Annotated in this window: 17 protein-coding genes and 1 riboswitch; of the genes, 14 read left to right on the top strand and 3 right to left on the bottom strand. The window is 36.4% G+C overall.

Going from position 1 to position 17712, the window contains the following annotated elements; genetic code table 11:
• Nucleotides 1-22 precede the first annotated feature (22 nt).
• The 3 genes from FFS26_RS10995 to FFS26_RS11005 are packed head-to-tail and all read left to right on the top strand — an operon-like array spanning nucleotide 23 to nucleotide 2617.
• Nucleotides 23-763 carry a YebC/PmpR family DNA-binding transcriptional regulator gene (locus FFS26_RS10995; RefSeq protein ID WP_076596963.1) on the top strand — a complete coding sequence of 247 codons (741 nt, stop codon included), beginning with the start codon at nucleotides 23-25 and terminating at the stop codon, nucleotides 761-763.
• A gap of 57 nt (nucleotides 764-820) precedes the next feature.
• On the top strand, nucleotides 821-1645 hold the full coding sequence (locus tag FFS26_RS11000) for a UDP-2,3-diacylglucosamine diphosphatase (protein WP_110008582.1): 825 nt from the start codon (nucleotides 821-823) through the stop codon (nucleotides 1643-1645).
• Nucleotides 1646-2617, top strand: coding sequence for a glycosyltransferase family protein (locus FFS26_RS11005; protein ID WP_137905043.1), 972 nt, complete (start codon nucleotides 1646-1648; stop codon nucleotides 2615-2617).
• On the opposite strand, the gene FFS26_RS11010 is transcribed toward FFS26_RS11005, so the two are convergent.
• Entirely contained in the window at nucleotides 2606-2896 is a 291-nt protein-coding gene (locus FFS26_RS11010; RefSeq protein ID WP_110008584.1) for a GNAT family N-acetyltransferase, read from the bottom strand. The two genes, FFS26_RS11005 and FFS26_RS11010, sit on opposite strands and share 12 nt — an antisense overlap.
• Nucleotides 2897-3064: 168 nt before the next feature.
• Complete coding sequence (locus FFS26_RS11015) at nucleotides 3065-3814, bottom strand: RDD family protein (RefSeq protein ID WP_110008585.1); 750 nt, start codon at nucleotides 3812-3814, stop codon at nucleotides 3065-3067.
• Nucleotides 3815-3842: 28 nt separating this feature from the next.
• Here FFS26_RS11015 and FFS26_RS11020 point away from each other — a divergent pair, with 28 nt between their 5' ends.
• The 9 genes from FFS26_RS11020 (at nucleotide 3843) to FFS26_RS11060 (ending at nucleotide 12152) form a co-directional block, all read left to right on the top strand.
• Entirely contained in the window at nucleotides 3843-4826 is a 984-nt protein-coding gene (locus tag FFS26_RS11020) for a stage II sporulation protein M (RefSeq protein WP_110008586.1), read from the top strand.
• Nucleotides 4810-5772: a DUF4013 domain-containing protein gene (locus tag FFS26_RS11025; protein ID WP_137905044.1), complete on the top strand. Its 963-nt coding sequence runs from the start codon at nucleotides 4810-4812 to the stop codon at nucleotides 5770-5772. The genes FFS26_RS11020 and FFS26_RS11025 overlap by 17 nt, the downstream gene beginning before the upstream one ends.
• Complete coding sequence (locus FFS26_RS11030) at nucleotides 5765-6556, top strand: DUF4129 domain-containing protein (protein WP_137905045.1); 792 nt, start codon at nucleotides 5765-5767, stop codon at nucleotides 6554-6556. The genes FFS26_RS11025 and FFS26_RS11030 overlap by 8 nt, the downstream gene beginning before the upstream one ends.
• An 11-nt stretch (nucleotides 6557-6567) precedes the next feature.
• Complete coding sequence (locus FFS26_RS11035; RefSeq protein WP_137905046.1) at nucleotides 6568-7725, top strand: hypothetical protein; 1158 nt, start codon at nucleotides 6568-6570, stop codon at nucleotides 7723-7725.
• 94 nt (nucleotides 7726-7819) lie between these two features.
• Nucleotides 7820-8851 (top strand): AAA family ATPase, encoded by a 1032-nt coding sequence (locus FFS26_RS11040; protein ID WP_110008625.1) that lies wholly within the window; start codon nucleotides 7820-7822, stop codon nucleotides 8849-8851.
• 79 nt (nucleotides 8852-8930) lie between these two features.
• Entirely contained in the window at nucleotides 8931-9281 is a 351-nt protein-coding gene (locus FFS26_RS11045) for a four helix bundle protein (RefSeq protein WP_137905047.1), read from the top strand.
• Nucleotides 9282-9366: 85 nt separating this feature from the next.
• On the top strand, nucleotides 9367-10689 hold the full coding sequence (locus tag FFS26_RS11050) for a DUF58 domain-containing protein (protein WP_110008591.1): 1323 nt from the start codon (nucleotides 9367-9369) through the stop codon (nucleotides 10687-10689).
• Nucleotides 10690-10718: 29 nt separating this feature from the next.
• Entirely contained in the window at nucleotides 10719-11657 is a 939-nt protein-coding gene (locus FFS26_RS11055; RefSeq protein WP_110008592.1) for a proline dehydrogenase family protein, read from the top strand.
• A gap of 75 nt (nucleotides 11658-11732) precedes the next feature.
• The gene (locus FFS26_RS11060) at nucleotides 11733-12152 is read left to right on the top strand and encodes an OsmC family protein (protein ID WP_110008593.1); all 420 of its coding nucleotides are present in this window, start codon (nucleotides 11733-11735) and stop codon (nucleotides 12150-12152) included.
• A gap of 76 nt (nucleotides 12153-12228) precedes the next feature.
• Here the strand turns inward: FFS26_RS11060 and FFS26_RS11065 are convergent, their stop codons facing one another.
• Entirely contained in the window at nucleotides 12229-14844 is a 2616-nt protein-coding gene (locus FFS26_RS11065) for an MGH1-like glycoside hydrolase domain-containing protein (RefSeq protein ID WP_110008594.1), read from the bottom strand.
• A gap of 188 nt (nucleotides 14845-15032) precedes the next feature.
• Nucleotides 15033-15139: riboswitch (SAM riboswitch) on the top strand.
• 61 nt (nucleotides 15140-15200) lie between these two features.
• On the opposite strand from FFS26_RS11065, the gene FFS26_RS11070 reads away from it, so the two are divergent.
• Nucleotides 15201-16139, top strand: coding sequence for an alpha/beta fold hydrolase (locus FFS26_RS11070; protein ID WP_110008595.1), 939 nt, complete (start codon nucleotides 15201-15203; stop codon nucleotides 16137-16139).
• A 5-nt stretch (nucleotides 16140-16144) separates the two neighbouring features.
• Nucleotides 16145-17683 (top strand): ACT domain-containing protein, encoded by a 1539-nt coding sequence (locus FFS26_RS11075; RefSeq protein ID WP_110008596.1) that lies wholly within the window; start codon nucleotides 16145-16147, stop codon nucleotides 17681-17683.
• Nucleotides 17684-17712: the final 29 nt, after the last annotated feature.

The raw sequence follows: 17712 nt of genomic DNA on the forward strand, positions 1-17712 counted from the left end.
TGTTGGAAATTTAAAAATTAAAATGGGAAGAGCATTTGAATATAGAAAAGCTTCTAAAATGGCCAGATGGGACAAGATGGCCAAGACATTCTCTAAAATAGGAAAAGATATCGCACTGGCTGTAAAAGCTGGAGGAACAGATCCTGAATCTAATCCTGCCTTGAGAAGATGTATCCAAAACGCAAAAGGGGCTAACATGCCTAAGGATAATGTTGAAAGAGCAATTAAAAAGGCAAGCGGTGCAGATGCAGAAAACTATGAAGAGATCACTTATGAAGGTTACGGACAAGGTGGTGTTGCTTTTTTTGTAGAATGTACTACAAACAATACTACAAGAACGGTAGCCAATGTAAGAGCTATCTTCAATAAGTTTGATGGTAACCTTGGTAAGAACGGGGAATTGGCATTTATCTTCGACAGAAAAGGTATTTTCACTATAGATTTGGCTCAGATCAAAATGGATTGGGATGATTTTGAAATGGAAATGATTGACGGAGGAGCAGAAGATGTAGAAAAAGATGAAGAAGAAGTAATGATTACCACTGCTTTTGAAGATTTCGGTTCTTTATCTCACAAATTGGATGCGCTTGGAATTGAAGCAAAAAGTGCAGAACTTCAAAGAATTCCAAATAATACGAAAGAAGTGAACGCAGAACAGTTCAAAGCGAATATGAAAATGCTTGAGCGTTTCGAAGAAGATGATGACGTGCAAAACGTTTACCACAACATGGAAATCACAGAAGAGCTGATGAACTCTCTATAAAAAATAATATAGCATTCATATACAGTTAATTTTCAATTAGTTTCTTTGTACAAAACTATGAAAAGAAACGTTGAATTAGTTGTTATATCGGATGTTCATTTGGGAACTTATGGATGTAAGGCTAAAGAATTGCTAAGATATCTCAATTCGATCCAGCCTAAAACTTTAGTTTTAAACGGTGATATTATCGATATCTGGCAGTTTAAAAAGTCTTACTTCCCTAAACCTCATTTGAAGGTAATCAGAAAGATACTTTCACTGGCTACCAAAAACACAGATGTCTATTACATTACAGGCAATCATGATGAAATGTTCCGTAAGTTCACAGATTTTGAACTGGGAAAACTTAAAGTCTGTAACAAGATCTGTCTGAATATCGATCAGAAAAAAACCTGGATTTTTCACGGGGATGTTTTCGATGCATCCGTCCAGCATTCCAAATGGATCGCCAAACTCGGCGGAAAAGGTTATGATCTCCTTATTATTATCAATAATGTTGTAAATTGGTTCCTGGAAAAAATGGGTAAAGAGAAATACTCATTTTCCAAAAAGATCAAAAACAATGTGAAAAAAGCGGTAAAATATATCGGGGATTTTGAATTGACAGCTTCAGAGCTGGCCATTGATAACCAATATGATTATGTGGTATGCGGGCATATTCACCAGCCACAGATCCGCGAGGTTGTTAATAAAAAAGGATCCTGTACTTACCTGAATTCCGGTGACTGGATAGAAAATCTTTCTGCTTTGGAATATCATGATAAACAATGGAAGATTTTTTATTATGATGAACATAAACATTTACTGAAAGATGATGAAGCAGAAGAAATCCCGGAGATGGATAATTCTGATCTTTTAAAAATTGTAACTAATTTTTCCTAAATGAAGATTCTGTATGCATTCCAGGGTACCGGAAACGGGCATATTGCCAGGGCACAGGAAATTATTCCTCTTCTCAAAAAGCATGCGTCTGTGGATACCTTGATCAGTGGTCATCAATCGCAATTGAAGGCTGATTTTGACATTAACTTTCAATACAGAGGTATTTCCCTTCTTTATAATAAAACAGGAGGCTTATCTTACAGAAAAACATTTACCGAAAATAAATTCTTTGAAGCAGCTAAAACAATCAGAGAACTAGAACTGTCACAGTATGATTTAATTATTAATGATTATGAACCTCTGACAGGCTGGGCTTCCAAACTTAAAAAGCTACCGTTGATAGAACTCAGCCATCAGGCTTCCATGAGTTTTCCTGAAACACCCAAACCCAAGGAAAAAGATTTTCTGGGAGAAATGATTTTAAAATATTACGTTCCCAGTGAAAGGAAAATAGGATTTCATTTTGAAAATTACCATCCACAGATCAAAAAACCTGTCATCAGGAGAAAGATCAGAAACCTTAATCCTTACAAACAGGGATATTATCTTGTTTACCTGCCTAGTTTTGCAGATGAGAATATCATCAAGGTTTTAAGAAAAATTCCTGTGGAGTGGAAAGCTTTTTCAAAATACAGCAAAGTACAGGTGAAAATAAAAAATGTAGAAGTCTTTCCCATTGATGAAAACCAGTACCTGAAATATTTTGAAGGCTGTGACGGAATTTTGTGCAATGCAGGTTTTGAAACCCCGGCAGAAGCACTATTTATGGATAAGAAACTATTTGTGATTCCTATCCACAATCAATATGAGCAGGAATGCAATGCATGTGCTCTGGATAAAATGGGAATTCCCAATTCCAAGGTATTAAATCTTCAGGAAATTATGGAATGGGTAGCATCAGATCATCATCTGAAAGTGGATTATCCGGATGATATTGAAGATATCCTGGTAAACGAGGTTTTAATTCTTTAGAAAAATATCGTCCACATCACTCATTTTCATCATCACAGACCTTGCATACGAACAGTGCGGATATACCTTCCAGTTATTTTCTCTGGCAAATCTGATTGCTTCTTCGACTAAAAATTTTCCCATTCCTCTGCCTTCAAATTCGGGATGTACCAATACAAAAGAAATAATAAATTTATGATCTTCAGGGAAAATAGTGTAGGTAAGCCTTCCGACTTCTTTTATTTCGTTATTTAAAGTGATAACTCCGCCGTTCCCGGATTTATTGTTTTCAAATTTCATGATTCTTGACTTTAGTTTATAGATACAAAAATTGAACCGAGCTTTGCATAAGCAATAAGCAATACGCAATAAGCAATAAGCAATAAGCAATAAGTCTTGCTGTCAATCTGGCTCAACATTTTTCAAGTTGACCATTCACTTGCGAAGCAAAATTGACCATTGACCTACCTAATTATCTTTCCCCGTATAATAATTATAATCTTTGATAATTACACCAATGAACTGTCTCTCCGTCATTTTAGTGGGATCTATTTCCAGTTTCAGAATGCTTTTGATTTTTTCGGATAGTTTACTGATGATCTGGCGGTCATCTGCTTTCAATGCTTTGGTATAATTGTCTTTGATAATTCTCATATCATTATCACTCAAAGCAATCACCTGAGGGAAAGAGGGAATATAATTTTCATGGATATTCTCCAGAATGGTATGGGAGATATTAATATTGTTCTTTAAAGAAATAACAGCTGTTCCGGAAGCGATATCACCCAAACGCTGATTGTTTTTAGAAACAATCATAGAAATAAGTCCTACTACTCCGGCAAATGAAATATCTACAATTCTGAAAACCCACCGGATCATATAATCTGCGAAACTGGCCTGGTAGCCGTCAATTTTCACCACTTTTATTTTCATGAGTCTTTTACCGGGAGTCTGGCCTTCCATCAAACTTTCCAATACAAGAGGATAAACGTAAACAGGAAAAGTAAGGACAAGATATACCGCACGTATCGACCAGCCGTCAAGACCATCCAGAAGATATCCCAAATCAAGAATATTGAAGAACAGATACAGGATAGCAACTACATAAGCAATCCTGATCAGAAGATCAATAATGAAGGCAAGCATCCTTTCTCCTACACCTGCAACAGTAAAATTAATATTTACATTTTGTGAGGTATTTATCGCAATTTGAGACATATTTTTTATTATTTTAGCCTTAATAATTATGAGAGAAGTTTATTTCATTAAACAAAATAAAGAAAAATGGTTGGGAATCGAACAGGTTATTCAAGGGAAAATTAAAAAAAATCCTGATGACCTGTCTTCATTGTATATAAACCTGATCAATGACCTTTCTTTTGCCCAGACTTATTATCCCAAAAGCAATACTACCGTTTATCTGAACCATTTATCTGCCCAGATTTTTCAGAAGATTTATAAAACAAAAAGGGTAGAGGAGAACAGGCTGGTTTATTTTTTCAAAACCGAAGTTCCGCTGCTGATGTATCAGTACCGGAGATATCTGATGTATGCCTTCCTCTTTTTCATTTTATTTACATCAATAGGAGTGCTTTCCGCCATTTATGATAAGAACTTCGTGAATATTATACTGGGCGAAGAGTATGTGAATGAAACGATCGAAAATATTAAAAATAATAATGCGGTAGGCGTTTATCAGAGCGGAAGCACCTGGGGAAGTACAATCGGGATCATTTTTAATAATATTCAGGTTGGAGCAAAGTTGTATATTTACGGTATTGCCGGAGGGGTGGGAACATTGTTTGCACTGCTCTCCAACAGTGTGATGCTGGGAGCTTTTCAATATTTTTTCTATGATTATGGAGCATTGAAAGACAGTGCAAGGGGAATATGGCTTCACGGAGTCTTTGAAATTTTTGCCATGGTTGTGGAAGCAATGTGCGGATTGATTCTGGGAGCTTCTATCTTATTTCCGAGAACGTTTTCAAGATTTAATTCATTTAAAAAAGGATTTAAAGATTCATTTAAAATATTTTTGAGTACGGTTCCTTTCACTATTTGTGCAGGGATTATAGAAGGATATGTCACCAGACATGCATTGAAGATGCCTTTAATTTTGAACCTTATCATCATTTTTGGCTCACTGGCAATTATTGGATACTACTATTTTGTATATCCGTCTGTTGTTTACAAAAAAACTAATAAACACATCAATGATACAATTTTATAAAAAAAGAGACTTCGGAACTTTTATCAGTGATAGTTTCAATTTTTTCAAATTATACGGGAAGAATTATTTTAAAAACTATATTCTGATCAACGGCTTGCTTTTGATCTTAATGGTTACAGTTGTTATTTTCGGATATAAGGAAATGTTTTCACAGATATTCGGATCTAATCTTGGAGGTGAAACCTATTATTTTGAACAGTATTTTTCAGAAAATTCCGGAATGCTGATCACAGTAGGATTACTGACTTTCCTGCTTTTCATGGTCCTGATGATTGTCAATTATCTGTATCCTGTTTTTTATTTAAAAAGAATTGCACAGGGAGCAGAAAAAATAAAGACTGATGAAATTCTCGGCGACTTTAAAAACAATGCCGGAAGAATTGGAAAACTATGTCTGGGAATGATCTTTATCGTTACTCCGGCAATCTTATTTGTAGTAGGTTTTTCTTATATCCTGGTTCTTATCATTATCGGTTTCTTCCTTATCCTGCTTCTTTATCCAACGATATTTAATTTTACTACATTTCTGATGTATGATTATTTTAATTCGGACCGAGGGTTCTGGGGAAGCTTGAGCTATGCTTTGCGTTCTCAGTTTTCTTATCCCAATGGAAGTGAAAAATCACCGTTCTGGAAATATTGGGGAGCTGCATTTGTGATGTTTATTATCATGTACATTATAACGTCTATCTTTACGTTTATTCCGATGATGTTTTTTTACGGATCACTGCTTACCTCTACACCGGACGGAAATTTTGAACAGAATCCTTTTACCGGAACTGCCGGAATCATTTTTTTTGTATTCTATGGAGTTTCTATGTTACTTTCATTTTTTCTTTCCAACCTTATGTATGTGAATGCTGGATTAATGTATTATGACAGCAGAACAGATCTTCACCAGAAAGTTGAATTGGCAGAAATAGACACGATTGGAATCAATGAATAAAACTCTTTTTTTCATACTGCTTTTCTTTTCTCCCGGGCTGGTTCATGCTCAGGATAACCCTCCTGCTTCTGATGATCTGGTAGATTCATTGTACACAACCGGGCATTACAGAAATATGCTGCGTGCAGATTCTGTACTGATGAAATATCCGGTATCGGAAAATGAAGTGTACCCGAAAACATTTAAAGAGAATATTCCGTCAAGATACAAAGGAAATGAGTTTGATTATTCCGTTTCAAAGCCGAGAGAATCTTTCTTTCAAAAGCTGATGCGTAAGATCAATCAGATTATACAGGGGATCTTTGGAGATACGGCACTCACGAAGTCGGCAGAACTTACTACTGTTCTTATCAGGCTGTTTGCTATTATTCTTGTTGGATTTCTGCTTTATTTCATCATCAGATATATCATGGGAAAAGACGGGAATTTTATTTTTGGTAAAAAGAATAAAAAACTGGATCTTAATGTGCAGGAACTTCATGAGAATATCCATGAAATTAATTTTCCTGAAAGTATCGCGAAATTTGAACTTGCAGGGGATTACCGTTCAGCAGTACGTTATCAGTTCCTGTTTATTCTTAAAAAGCTGAGTGATAAAAAACTGATCACCTGGAATCCTGAAAAAACCAATAAAGATTATACTGCAGAATTAAAAGCTGCCCACCTGAAAAATGACTTTTTTGATCTGTCTTATATTTTTGATTATGTCTGGTACGGAGAATTCAGTATTGATGAAGAGAACTACCGGAAATTTAAAAATCAATATCAGGCCTTTAAACCATAACAATAATAACCATGAATAAAACTTTCAAAACATATGCTGTAATTTTCGTCATTGTGATGATTGTTCTGGCATTGCTTGAAGTTAACAAAAAAGAAACGACAGACTGGCGGAAGAATTTTGATATCAACGAAAAATCTCCGTTCGGGTTGTTTGTTTTCAATAAAGAAGCCAACAATCTTTTTAAAAATAAGCTGAAGAAGATTGAGCAGGTTCCTTACGAATATTACAGCCAGCACAAAAAACAGGCTCACAATATTGTAGTCATTGAAAATAATCTTGACAGAGAGTCCTGGCATAAAATTCTGACTCAGATATCCGAAGGTTCAGACGCATTTCTGATGGTAACCCGTATGCCTAAAGAAATTTCAGACAGTATTGGATACTACGATTCTGAAATTTCTTTTGAAGAAGAAAATGTCCTGAAACTTACCGATAAAAAATTTCAGAATGATTTTATTAAGCTGGATAAATTCCCGTCGGGCAGAGGATTCTCATTCATAAAACCGGGAGTGGAAGTACTGGGAAAAACGGTAGAGAAAAAGAATACAGATCAGGCTAATTTTATTAAGGTGAAGTTTGGCAAAGGATATATTTATGCTCATACCGAACCTCTTTTCCTGACGAATTATTATCTTCTGAAACCCGGAAATGTAAAATATGCTCAAGACGTATTTTCATATCTTCAGGATAGGGAAACCCTTTGGTTTGTCTCAAACAAAAGCTATGAATCACGCTTTTTTATGAGATTTATATTGTCAAATCCGGCTCTAAAATATGCATGGTGGGTATTTTTAGGAGGGCTTATTCTTTTTATCTTCTTTAATGCAAAAAGGAAACAGAGGATAGTCCCAGTAACAGAACCATTGAGAAATACTTCCCTGGATTTTGTGAAAAGCATTGGAAATCTGTATCTTCAGGAAGGCGATTTCCATGATATGATGGCCAAGAAAGCTCAATATTTCCTGAACAAGGTAAGAATGGATCTGTTGATAGACACCCGGAATTTAGATGAAGAATTCGCGAAAAAATTACAGTTGAAAACCGGGAAAACCATGGAAATGATCAATGAAGCTATGGTACTTATCAAAAAAGCCCAGGATCCTTACGCGAGCGTAATGAAAGAAGACCTTACAAGGATCAATAAGGTCCTTGGTGAAATACTTAAATAATATAACAATAGAAATAACCTAACAATGTAGATTTGCTCAATGCTGTCACCATTCAAAGAGATACATTGTTAGAATGATAAATAAAAATTTTATTATGGAAAACCTGGATAACCCCAACATAGAAACCCCAAGCTCTATTAATCTTAATAAGCAGGAAGAGCAGTTTCAGTCGAGAATTGATATGATTGAACTTCGTGCAAGTTTGGAAAAAGTAAAATCTGAGATCGGAAAAGTGATCGTAGGGCAGGAGAAAATGATTGAACATCTTTTGGCAGCTTTGCTTTCAAACGGACATGTTTTGATTGAAGGTGTTCCGGGAGTGGCAAAAACAATCACTGCAAAACTATTAGCCAAAACCATTGACGTAGGTTTCAGCAGAATTCAGTTTACACCGGATCTTATGCCTTCCGATATTTTGGGAACATCCGTTTTCAATGTGAAAAACTCAGAATTTGAATTTAAAAAAGGACCTATCTTCTCCAATTTCATCCTGATTGATGAAATCAACAGATCGCCGGCAAAAACGCAGTCTGCATTATTTGAAGTCATGGAAGAAAGGCAGATCACGATGGACGGTACACGATATACCCTTGAGGAACCTTTCCTGGTGATCGCTACACAAAACCCTATTGAACATGAAGGAACGTACAGACTTCCGGAAGCACAGCTGGACCGTTTTTTATTCAAAATCAATGTAGGATATCCTGATCTTGAGCAGGAAATTGCGATTATTAAAAATCAGCACGAAAGCAAAAAAGAAGATAAAACAGAAGGAATCAACCGCGTGATCACAGCTGAACAATTGAAAAACTACCAGCATCTGGTAAAAGAAATTATTGTTGAAAGCCAGCTGATGGAATATATTGCTAAAATTATCATCAATACCAGAGAAAACCAATTCTTATATCTTGGAGCTTCACCACGAGCTTCATTGGCACTTCTTACGGCATCAAAGTCATTTGCCGCTTTAAGAGGTAGAGACTTTGTGACTCCTGAAGATATTAAAGAAGCAAGCTACGCCGTATTAAGACACAGAGTCATCGTATCTCCGGAAAGAGAAATGGAAGGTCTTACCGCAGATGAAATTATCCGTCAGATTTTAGAGGGAATAGAAATACCGAGATAGAACAATAGGTAGTAGATGGTAGGTAGCCGGTAGCAGTTGATTGTGAGTGAATGTTTAAATATTTACAAAATTATTATGTATGGCAAATTTTAAAGAACTTTTAGTCTGGCAGAGATCTATTGATTTTGTTACTGAAATCTACAGAACTACAGAAGCTTTTCCTAAGGATGAGATTTATGGCTTGACATCACAAATCAGAAGGGCTGCTGTTTCTATACCCTCCAATATTGCAGAGGGAAACTCCAGGAGAAGCAAACCTGATTACGTGCAATTTTTAAAAATATCAAGAGGCAGTTGTGCAGAAGTAGAAACACAATTAATTATTTCAAAAAATCTCAAATTTTTAAATGAAAATGAGCATTTAAAATTAAATGAAAAGATTATAGAAGTATCCAAAATGTTGAACGGACTCATTAACTCATTACAATAATACAACTGTAAGACCTATGGTGCGTTCACATAATCCTCAAAACCTGTAACCTGCAACCTATCATCTGCAACCTGCCACCTAACCAATGAAAAACTTATACATCAATACACGTTTCTTTTTTGCACTCATCGGAGTGGGGATTCTGTATGTCCTTGCATTTTTCTTTCCGGTGCTGATGTGGGTAGCCCATATCACACTCCTGATTTGTTTTTTGGCAGCAATGGTAGATTTTCTGTTGATTTTTAATCAGAAGAATGCATTGCAGGTTCAAAGGATTCTGCCGGAAAAATTGTCTAATGGAGATGAGAATTTTGTAAAAATTGATATCAAAAATAATTACAACTTTACCATAGCCACTAAAATTATTGATGAAATCCCGTTCCAATTTCAGAAAAGAGATTTTCTGATCGAAAAGCAGATTGCTTCCGGAGGAAATACATTTTTTCAATATTCATTAGAACCTAAAGAAAGGGGAGAATATCATTTCGGAGGTTTGAATGTGTACGCATCATCACCAATAGGACTGATTTCAAAAAGATTTATTTTCCAGAAAGATGCGATGCTTCCTGCCTATCCCTCTTTTATTCATCTCCGAAAATATGAACTGATGGCTATTCAGAGTGAATTTTTATTAGGTGGAATCAAGAAAGTCAGAAAGCTTGGACACACCATGGAATTTGAGCAGATCAAAGAATATGTACCCGGAGATGATATCAGAACGATCAACTGGAAAGCAACTTCGAAAACAAATCGTTTAATGGTTAATCAGTTTCAGGATGAAAAATCACAGCGTATTTTTATGCTGATTGATAAAGGACGAACCATGAAAATGCCTTTCAATGGATTAAGCCTGCTGGATTATTCCATAAATGCAACCATGGCGCTGTCTCATATTATTTTGAGAAAAGGAGACAGAGCCGGAATGATGACCTTTTCCAAAAAAGCCGAAAATAAAATTGCTGCTGACAATAAATCCGGACAGCTGAAGAAAATTTCCGAGGCACTTTATAATATTAAAACAGATTTCTTCGAAAGTGATTTCAACAGATTATATCAGGATGTAAAATATTCCATCAACCAAAGAAGTTTAATTCTGCTTTTTACCAATTTTGAAACGTTAGACGGACTAAACCGACAGCTGAAATATCTTCGCGGAATTGCAAAAAATCATTTGCTGGTCGTGGTATTCTTTAAAAATTCAGAACTGCAGACGCTGATCAACAAAAATCCTGAAAGTATGCAGGAAATTTATGACGAGATCATTGCAGAAAAATTTGAGTTTGAGAAGAAACTGATCATCCAGGAACTCCGGAAATATGGAATCTATACCGTTTATACACTTCCGGAAAATTTGAATATCGATGTTATCAATAAATATCTGGAGATAAAAGCGAGAGGAATTTTATAAAATATGTAAATACAAATCACAAAAAATAAATGGAACTAAAAGAAAAAGCAGGTGCTCTGTTGAAAATAGCAGCATTAAATGAAGGGGCAAAAGAATATATTCTTAACAATCCTGAGCTCTTTAAACTCCTGCTTAAAGCAGCTAAAAGATATATAGGAGGCGAAAAAATGGAGGAAGCTATTGCTACTGCTAAAAGAATTAATGCTAAAGGAATTCCCACTTCATTAGAGTTTATGGGAGAAAGTACCCGTTCAGTGAAAGAGTCAGAAGCGGTAACTCAACATTTCCTTCGTTTGATTAATAATGTGAAAGAAGAGAATATTAATTCTATTGTTTCTTTGGATTTATCACATATCGGACTTGCAATTGACAAAGATATCACTTATAGTAATTTAGTATTGTTAGCGGAATCAGCTTATAAAAAAGATATTGAAATAGTGATTAGTGCAGAAGGAGTTGAAAGAACTGATGATATTATTAATACCTATTGTAAAATATCAAACGATTTTTCAAATGTGGGGATTACACTTCAGGCTTATTTAAATCGTACTCCAAAAGACCTTGAACGGATATTGGCTGAAACACAAGGAAAAATAAGAATTGTAAAAGGAGCTTTTGCTGTTCCTCCGGGACATGCTGTAGAAAGAGGAAAACATTTAGACGATTTATATATTAAATATATTGAAACTCTTTTCACTAATAACAGAAAATGTTCAATAGCTACCCATCATAATATCATTCAAAATAGAGTTAAAGAACTTATTGAACAATATGATATTCCAAAATCTAAGTATGAATTTGAAATGTTACTGGGAATACAGGAAGACCTGTTGAATGAAATCCATAAAGAAGGTTACCCGTGCAGGCAGTATATTGTGTATGGTGATGAATGGTATCTGTACATGTGTAACCGAATTGCAGAAAATCCCGATAATGTTTTTCAGGCTATGGTTGATATCATGTCTTAGCCTCAGGTTTAATCCACAAAGTTTTTTATATTTGAACAAGAATATAAAAAGAATTCTGAATTATAAATTCTTACAATGAAAATTACACTCAACAGAATAAACGACGATTTTTTATTTGAATGTACCAATGCTCAGGGAAATTCTATTCTTTTAGATAATACTTCCCAGCCGGGAGCCAAAGGAGTTTCCCCAATGGAAAGTGTACTGATGGCTGTAGCAGGCTGCAGCGGAATTGATGTGGTGTCTATTCTGAAGAAGCAACGTCAGGAAATTAAAAGCTTTCAGGCAGAGGTAGAAGGAGAGAGAGTACAGGTAGAAGATGCAAAACCTTTTAAATCAATTAAAGTTAAATTCCTTCTGGAAGGAGAAATTGATCCTAAAAAAGCATTAAAGGCTGCAGAACTTTCTTTTGAAAAATACTGCTCTGTATCAAAAACGTTAGAACCGAATGTGGAAATCGGATACGAAGTATTTGTGAACGGAGAAAAAATTTAATCTCTTATATAAAACAGGAAAAGCCGGATGTTTCATCCGGCTTTTATATTACTCATTACCAACTACTCATTGCTTATTAAAAGGTGAGCCTTGGTTTTATCAGTTTTGCTACAGTGGCTGTCCATCCTGTTTGATGGGAAGCACCCACACCACGGCCGTTATCACCATGGAAATACTCAAAGAAGGTAATATAATCTCTGAAATGCTCATCATAATTGAACTTTGGATTCCCTCCATTGAACGCTCTTTGGCCATGTTCATCCTTTAAAAATATTGAGCAGAGTCTTTTGCTGATATTCTGGGCTACTTCATCAAGGTTTCTTTTATCGCCGCTGCCTGTTGGAAGTTCTACTTTCAGACTGTTTCCATAATAATAATGGAAGCGCTGCAGGCTTTCCACAATCAGGAAATTGATCGGAAACCAGATGGGGCCGCGCCAGTTGCTGTTTCCGCCAAACATCCGGCTGTCACTTTCGGCAGGTGTATAGTAGACCATATTTTCCGTTCCGTGCACAGAAAAGACAAAGGGATTTTCTTCATATACCTTAGACATGGCGCGGATTCCGTAAGAACTCAGGAACTCGTTTTCATCAAGCATTCTGGTCAGAACTTTTGTCAGTCTGTTTTTACGAAGTATGCTCATCAGGTGTTTTCGTCCGTGTCCTTCCTCGTCCCAATGGGAAACGAGTTTGGTAAGCTCCGGTTTATTTTTTAAGATCCACTCCATTCGGGTTCTGAAGTTCGGCATCTTTTCCAGTAAGCGGTGGTCTACAATTTCAACAGCAAACATTGGGATCAAACCAACAATACTTCTTAACCTCAAAGAAACACTGTCTCCGTTTCCAAGCTGCAATACATCATAGAAAAATCCATCTTCTTCATTCCAAAGCCCTTTTGTGCCTTCGCCAAGATTTTCCATAGCCTCAGCGATGTAAAGATAATGTTCAAAAAACTTGATGGCCATATCTTCATACACCTGGTAATATTGGGCAAGTTCCATCGCAATACGCATCATATTCAATGCATACATGGCCATCCAGCTGGTTCCGTCTGCCTGTTCGAGGTGCTGGCCATCCTTTAAAACCATGTTACGGTCAAAAGCTCCGATATTATCGAGACCCAGGAAACCTCCACCGAAAATATTTTTTCCGTTTTTATCCTTTCGGTTCACCCACCACGTGAAATTGAGCAGGAGTTTCTGGAATACTTTTTCTAAGAATAATAAATCCGGCTTTCCGTTATTTTTTTCATCAATTTTAAAAACACGGAAACAAGACCATGCGTGCACCGGCGGATTCACATCACTCATATTCCACTCATAGGCAGGAAGCTGTCCGTTAGGATGCATATACCATTCTTTCGTAAGCAGCAAAAGCTGCCCTTTGGCAAACTCTGCATCGATGATGGAAAACGGAACACAGTGAAACGCCAGATCCCATGTGGCATACCATGGATACTCCCATTTATCGGGCATAGAAATAATATCCTTATTATGGAGATGATTCCATTCCGTATTTCTTACATATTCGTTGAAATTTCTTGGGGCTTCAAAGTTGGGATCACCTTTCAGCCATTTTCCGATATTATAATGATAAAACTGTTTGTTCCAGAGAAGTCCTGCAAAAGCCTGTCTCTGTACATTTCTCTCATCTTCGTTAACGGTATCGCTCTGAATTTCCTGATAAAACTCTTCAGCTTCAGCCTGCCGGGTATTGAAAATTTCATCAAAGTTTTCAAAAGGCTCATCGGCTTCATCCGGGCACAATCTGAATTCAAAAACCTTTGATTCTCCGGCTCCGATAAGCTCATCAATCAGAAAAGAAGCCTTTGTTCCTCTTTTTTCGGGATTTACCGTATCCGTTTGATGGATAATATAATTATTGATTCCGTCTTTGAAATAGGTGTTTTCAACTGCAGGAGCTCCGTAAAGCTTAGAAGTATTGGTTTCATTATCACAAAATACACTTTGTGCATTTGAATTTCTGGAATACAGCTTCTTTATCGAAATACTGTCGTGGGCAATATTGATACTTCCGTCATGAGAAGCATTAAGTTCTGCCTTATAGGTGTTGTATCCCCATTTCCAGTTATTTCTGAACCATGCTGTAGGTGCCACCACGATAGGTGCCTCATGCTGGCTTCGGTTACAGACTGTCACCCTGGCCAGAATATCATTGTGATCGGCTTTACAATATTCTATGAAAATATCAAAATATTCATCATTATCAAAAATCCCGGTGTCGAAAAGCTCATACTCAGGTTCCTTTTTGCTGCGTTTTCCATTTTCAGCAAGAATGTCATCATAAGGAAACTCATTGATCGGGTACTTGTACAGCATTTTCATATAGCTGTGGGTAGGCGTATTATCCAGGTAATAAAAGATTTCTTTGATGTCTTCCCCATGGTTTCCCTGAGGATTGCTCAGGCCAAAGAACCGTTCTTTTACCATTTTATCTTTCTTGTTCCAGAATGAAAAAGCAAAACATAAAAGCTGCTTTACATCGGAAATTCCGGCAATGCCTTCTTCACCCCAGCGGTAGGCATAGCTTTCGGCATTATTATGATTGGTGAAATTCCAGGCATTCCCGTTCGGGCTATAATCTTCACGTACATTTCCCCACTGCCGGTTGCTTACATAAGGTCCCCAGTTTTTCCATTTGGTATCTTGTAATCTATCTTTTTCGGCGGTCATATGGCATCATTTTTCAATACGAAGTTAGTTTTTTTGAGAAGTAATTCCAATTTTTTTCATCTGAACAATTATTAATATGGTCTTGGAATACTTGTATTTAAGGGCTTTTTTAAATATTAAAATAATTTTTTTTTGAAATTAAAAGAAAAGAACTACCTTTGCACCATTCGTTCATTCAAATATTGAAAATGTTATCAAGAAAGGTTGAGGGATTAGACCCTATGAAACCTTAGCAACCCTTTGCGCAAGCAAAGAAGGTGCTACGTTCTACCAAATAATTTTGGACAGATAACTCACTGAAGTTCTTTTTCAGCCATTTCCTGTGGCATTTTCAATTGTATTAAAATTTAATAGAATTGAAAACAGAACTAAACTATATTAATCTTACGTATCAAACTCATTCCCAAAAGGAATACCATATCCCGTTGAGCTATCAGCTCTTTGGGAAAGATCTGTTTACAGCCCCTGTTATCTTAATCAACCATGCTCTCACCGGAAACTCAAATGTATCCGGAGAAAAAGGCTGGTGGAAACAGCTGGTAGGGAAAAATCAGATTGTTGATACCGATCAGTATACCGTTCTGTGCTTCAATATACCAGGAAACGGATATGACGATTTTTTAATTGAAGATTATGAAGACTTTACTCCTTCAGATATCGCTGCGATATTTCTGAAAGGGCTTGAAGTTTTACAGATCAAAAATTTATATGCCATTATAGGAGGCTCTCTGGGAGGAGGTATTGCCTGGGAAATGCTTGCCCAGCAGCCGGATCTTGCTGAGATTTTTATTCCTATTGCCTGCGATTACAGAACGCACGACTGGCTTCATGCACAGTGTCTGGTTCAGAAATTTTTATTAAATGATAAGGAAGAACCATTACAGAAAGCAAGAATTCATGCCATGTTGTGCTACAGAACACCGCAGTCGCTCAATGACAGATTTCAAAACCAATATAACCAGGACAAACAACGCCTGGAATCAGAAGACTGGCTGGTTTATCATGGTAATGCGCTAAACGAAAGATTTAGTTTGAAAGCGTACAAACTGATGAATCATCTCTTAATGAATATAAATGCTGCTGATACAGCACTGGAGAACATTCAGGCACGAATGCACATGATCTCCGTAGATACAGACTTATTCTTCCCGGCTTCTGAAATCCGAATGTGTTTTGAAAACTTAAAAGAGAAAAATAAGGATGTTTCTTATCACGAGATCCAATCTATACACGGGCATGATGCCTTCCTAATGGAATATCAACAATTAAATAATATCATTAAAAACATTTTATAGAAGTAATGAAAAATGCTAACGAAATAAAATTTTTGAAGAACAGATCAATCGTCAAATTTGAAGGAGAAGATTTCCTGGGAGAAATCGGGATTGACGGACGAATTTTTAAAGCGCTTACTTTGGCGCGTATCAGTGTAGGAGTAATCTCTCAGCAGGCCATAGAAAACGGAATTTCTATTCTGGTTCATGAAAATGATGCAGAAAAAGCAGTTGCCTGTCTTATTGATGAATTTGAGGCAGAAAGAAAATCAGGAAAAGTTTCTCAGATTTATAGTATCAATAATGTTTCTGTGATTGGTTTTGTTGCAGAAGATTTCAATAAAGTTTTTGCTGAGCTGGCAAGAAATAATGTTTTCCCGTTACTTTTAAATCAGGTGGCAGGAGAAAACAGAGTCAATATCGTAGTGACCTCTTCGCAGGATGAAAAAACAAGAAATATCATAGAATCTGAAATTTTCAAAAAGCCAAAGACCGTTCATCTGGCCATTATTGGTCACGGAAACGTAGGAAAAACCTTGATAGAACAGGTACTTGAATCTGCAGAAGAAATTAAAAAACGTAAAAAAATAGACCTTAAAGTAGTTGCGGTAGCCAATTCAAAGAAAATTGCCTTCAACAAAAAAGGGTTTGATGCCAATTGGGGAGATGAGGTTTTAACAGCTGAAAGACCGTCAAATGTTGAAGAACTGATTAATTTCTCCAACGAAAATCAACTGGAAAATCTGATCGTTGTGGATAACACAGCAAGCAAAGATTTTGTTAAAAACTATCATGCCCTGGCAGAAAACGGTTTCGATCTGGTTTCTTCCAACAAGATTTTCAATACCCTTCCGATAGAAGAATACAGAAAACTAAGATATACGTTGAATAAAAATAACAGACGTTACTTGTATGAAACCAATGTTGGGGCTGGATTACCTTTAATTGATACCATCAAATTACTGCACCTTTCAGGAGAAAATATCACAAGAATCAAAGGCGTATTCTCAGGAACATTGAGCTATGTGTTCAATAATTTTTCTTTGAGAGACGATAAATTTTCAACCATCATCAACGAAGCCTTGGAAAAAGGATACACCGAACCGGATCCGAGAGAAGACTTATCAGGAAATGATGTTGCAAGAAAACTATTGATCCTGGCGAGAGAATTAGACTTAATCAACGAGTTCGGAGATATCAATATTCAAAATCTTGTTCCGGAAAGTCTGCTTGAAGTTTCAAAATCAGAATTCCTTTCAAGACTGGAAGAACTGGACGAAGAATATCAGAAAATAAAAGAAAATCAGGAACCGGGACATGTATTGAGATATGTAGGTGATCTGCACGGAGATTTACAGAAAGATAAAGGTGAACTGGATGTAAAACTGGTTTCTGTTCCTGCAACTTCAGCATTGGGACAACTGAAAGGTTCAGACTCCATCTTTGAAATTTATACAGAAAGCTATGGTGAAAATCCAATCGTGATTATGGGAGCCGGAGCCGGAGCAAAGGTAACCGCAAGAGGAGTATTCGGAGATATTTTAAGAGTAAGTGAAACAAAATAATATTTAATATAACAGTGTGTCATTCTGAA

Origin of the sequence: Chryseobacterium sp. 2VB (genome assembly GCF_005503635.1) — a bacterium.
GTDB classification, from domain to species: domain Bacteria; phylum Bacteroidota; class Bacteroidia; order Flavobacteriales; family Weeksellaceae; genus Chryseobacterium; species Chryseobacterium cupriresistens.

What these genes read in the sequence shown, in the direction of transcription:
- FFS26_RS10995 (WP_076596963.1), top strand. Translation starts at nt 23, where the DNA reads ATGGGAAGAGCATTTGAATATAGAAAAGCTTCTAAAATGGCCAGATGG.
- FFS26_RS11000 (WP_110008582.1), top strand. Translation starts at nt 821, where the DNA reads ATGAAAAGAAACGTTGAATTAGTTGTTATATCGGATGTTCATTTGGGA.
- FFS26_RS11005 (WP_137905043.1), top strand. Translation starts at nt 1,646, where the DNA reads ATGAAGATTCTGTATGCATTCCAGGGTACCGGAAACGGGCATATTGCC.
- FFS26_RS11010 (WP_110008584.1), bottom strand. Translation starts at nt 2,896, where the DNA reads ATGAAATTTGAAAACAATAAATCCGGGAACGGCGGAGTTATCACTTTA.
- FFS26_RS11015 (WP_110008585.1), bottom strand. Translation starts at nt 3,814, where the DNA reads ATGTCTCAAATTGCGATAAATACCTCACAAAATGTAAATATTAATTTT.
- FFS26_RS11020 (WP_110008586.1), top strand. Translation starts at nt 3,843, where the DNA reads ATGAGAGAAGTTTATTTCATTAAACAAAATAAAGAAAAATGGTTGGGA.
- FFS26_RS11025 (WP_137905044.1), top strand. Translation starts at nt 4,810, where the DNA reads ATGATACAATTTTATAAAAAAAGAGACTTCGGAACTTTTATCAGTGAT.
- FFS26_RS11030 (WP_137905045.1), top strand. Translation starts at nt 5,765, where the DNA reads ATGAATAAAACTCTTTTTTTCATACTGCTTTTCTTTTCTCCCGGGCTG.
- FFS26_RS11035 (WP_137905046.1), top strand. Translation starts at nt 6,568, where the DNA reads ATGAATAAAACTTTCAAAACATATGCTGTAATTTTCGTCATTGTGATG.
- FFS26_RS11040 (WP_110008625.1), top strand. Translation starts at nt 7,820, where the DNA reads ATGGAAAACCTGGATAACCCCAACATAGAAACCCCAAGCTCTATTAAT.
- FFS26_RS11045 (WP_137905047.1), top strand. Translation starts at nt 8,931, where the DNA reads ATGGCAAATTTTAAAGAACTTTTAGTCTGGCAGAGATCTATTGATTTT.
- FFS26_RS11050 (WP_110008591.1), top strand. Translation starts at nt 9,367, where the DNA reads ATGAAAAACTTATACATCAATACACGTTTCTTTTTTGCACTCATCGGA.
- FFS26_RS11055 (WP_110008592.1), top strand. Translation starts at nt 10,719, where the DNA reads ATGGAACTAAAAGAAAAAGCAGGTGCTCTGTTGAAAATAGCAGCATTA.
- FFS26_RS11060 (WP_110008593.1), top strand. Translation starts at nt 11,733, where the DNA reads ATGAAAATTACACTCAACAGAATAAACGACGATTTTTTATTTGAATGT.
- FFS26_RS11065 (WP_110008594.1), bottom strand. Translation starts at nt 14,844, where the DNA reads ATGACCGCCGAAAAAGATAGATTACAAGATACCAAATGGAAAAACTGG.
- FFS26_RS11075 (WP_110008596.1), top strand. Translation starts at nt 16,145, where the DNA reads ATGAAAAATGCTAACGAAATAAAATTTTTGAAGAACAGATCAATCGTC.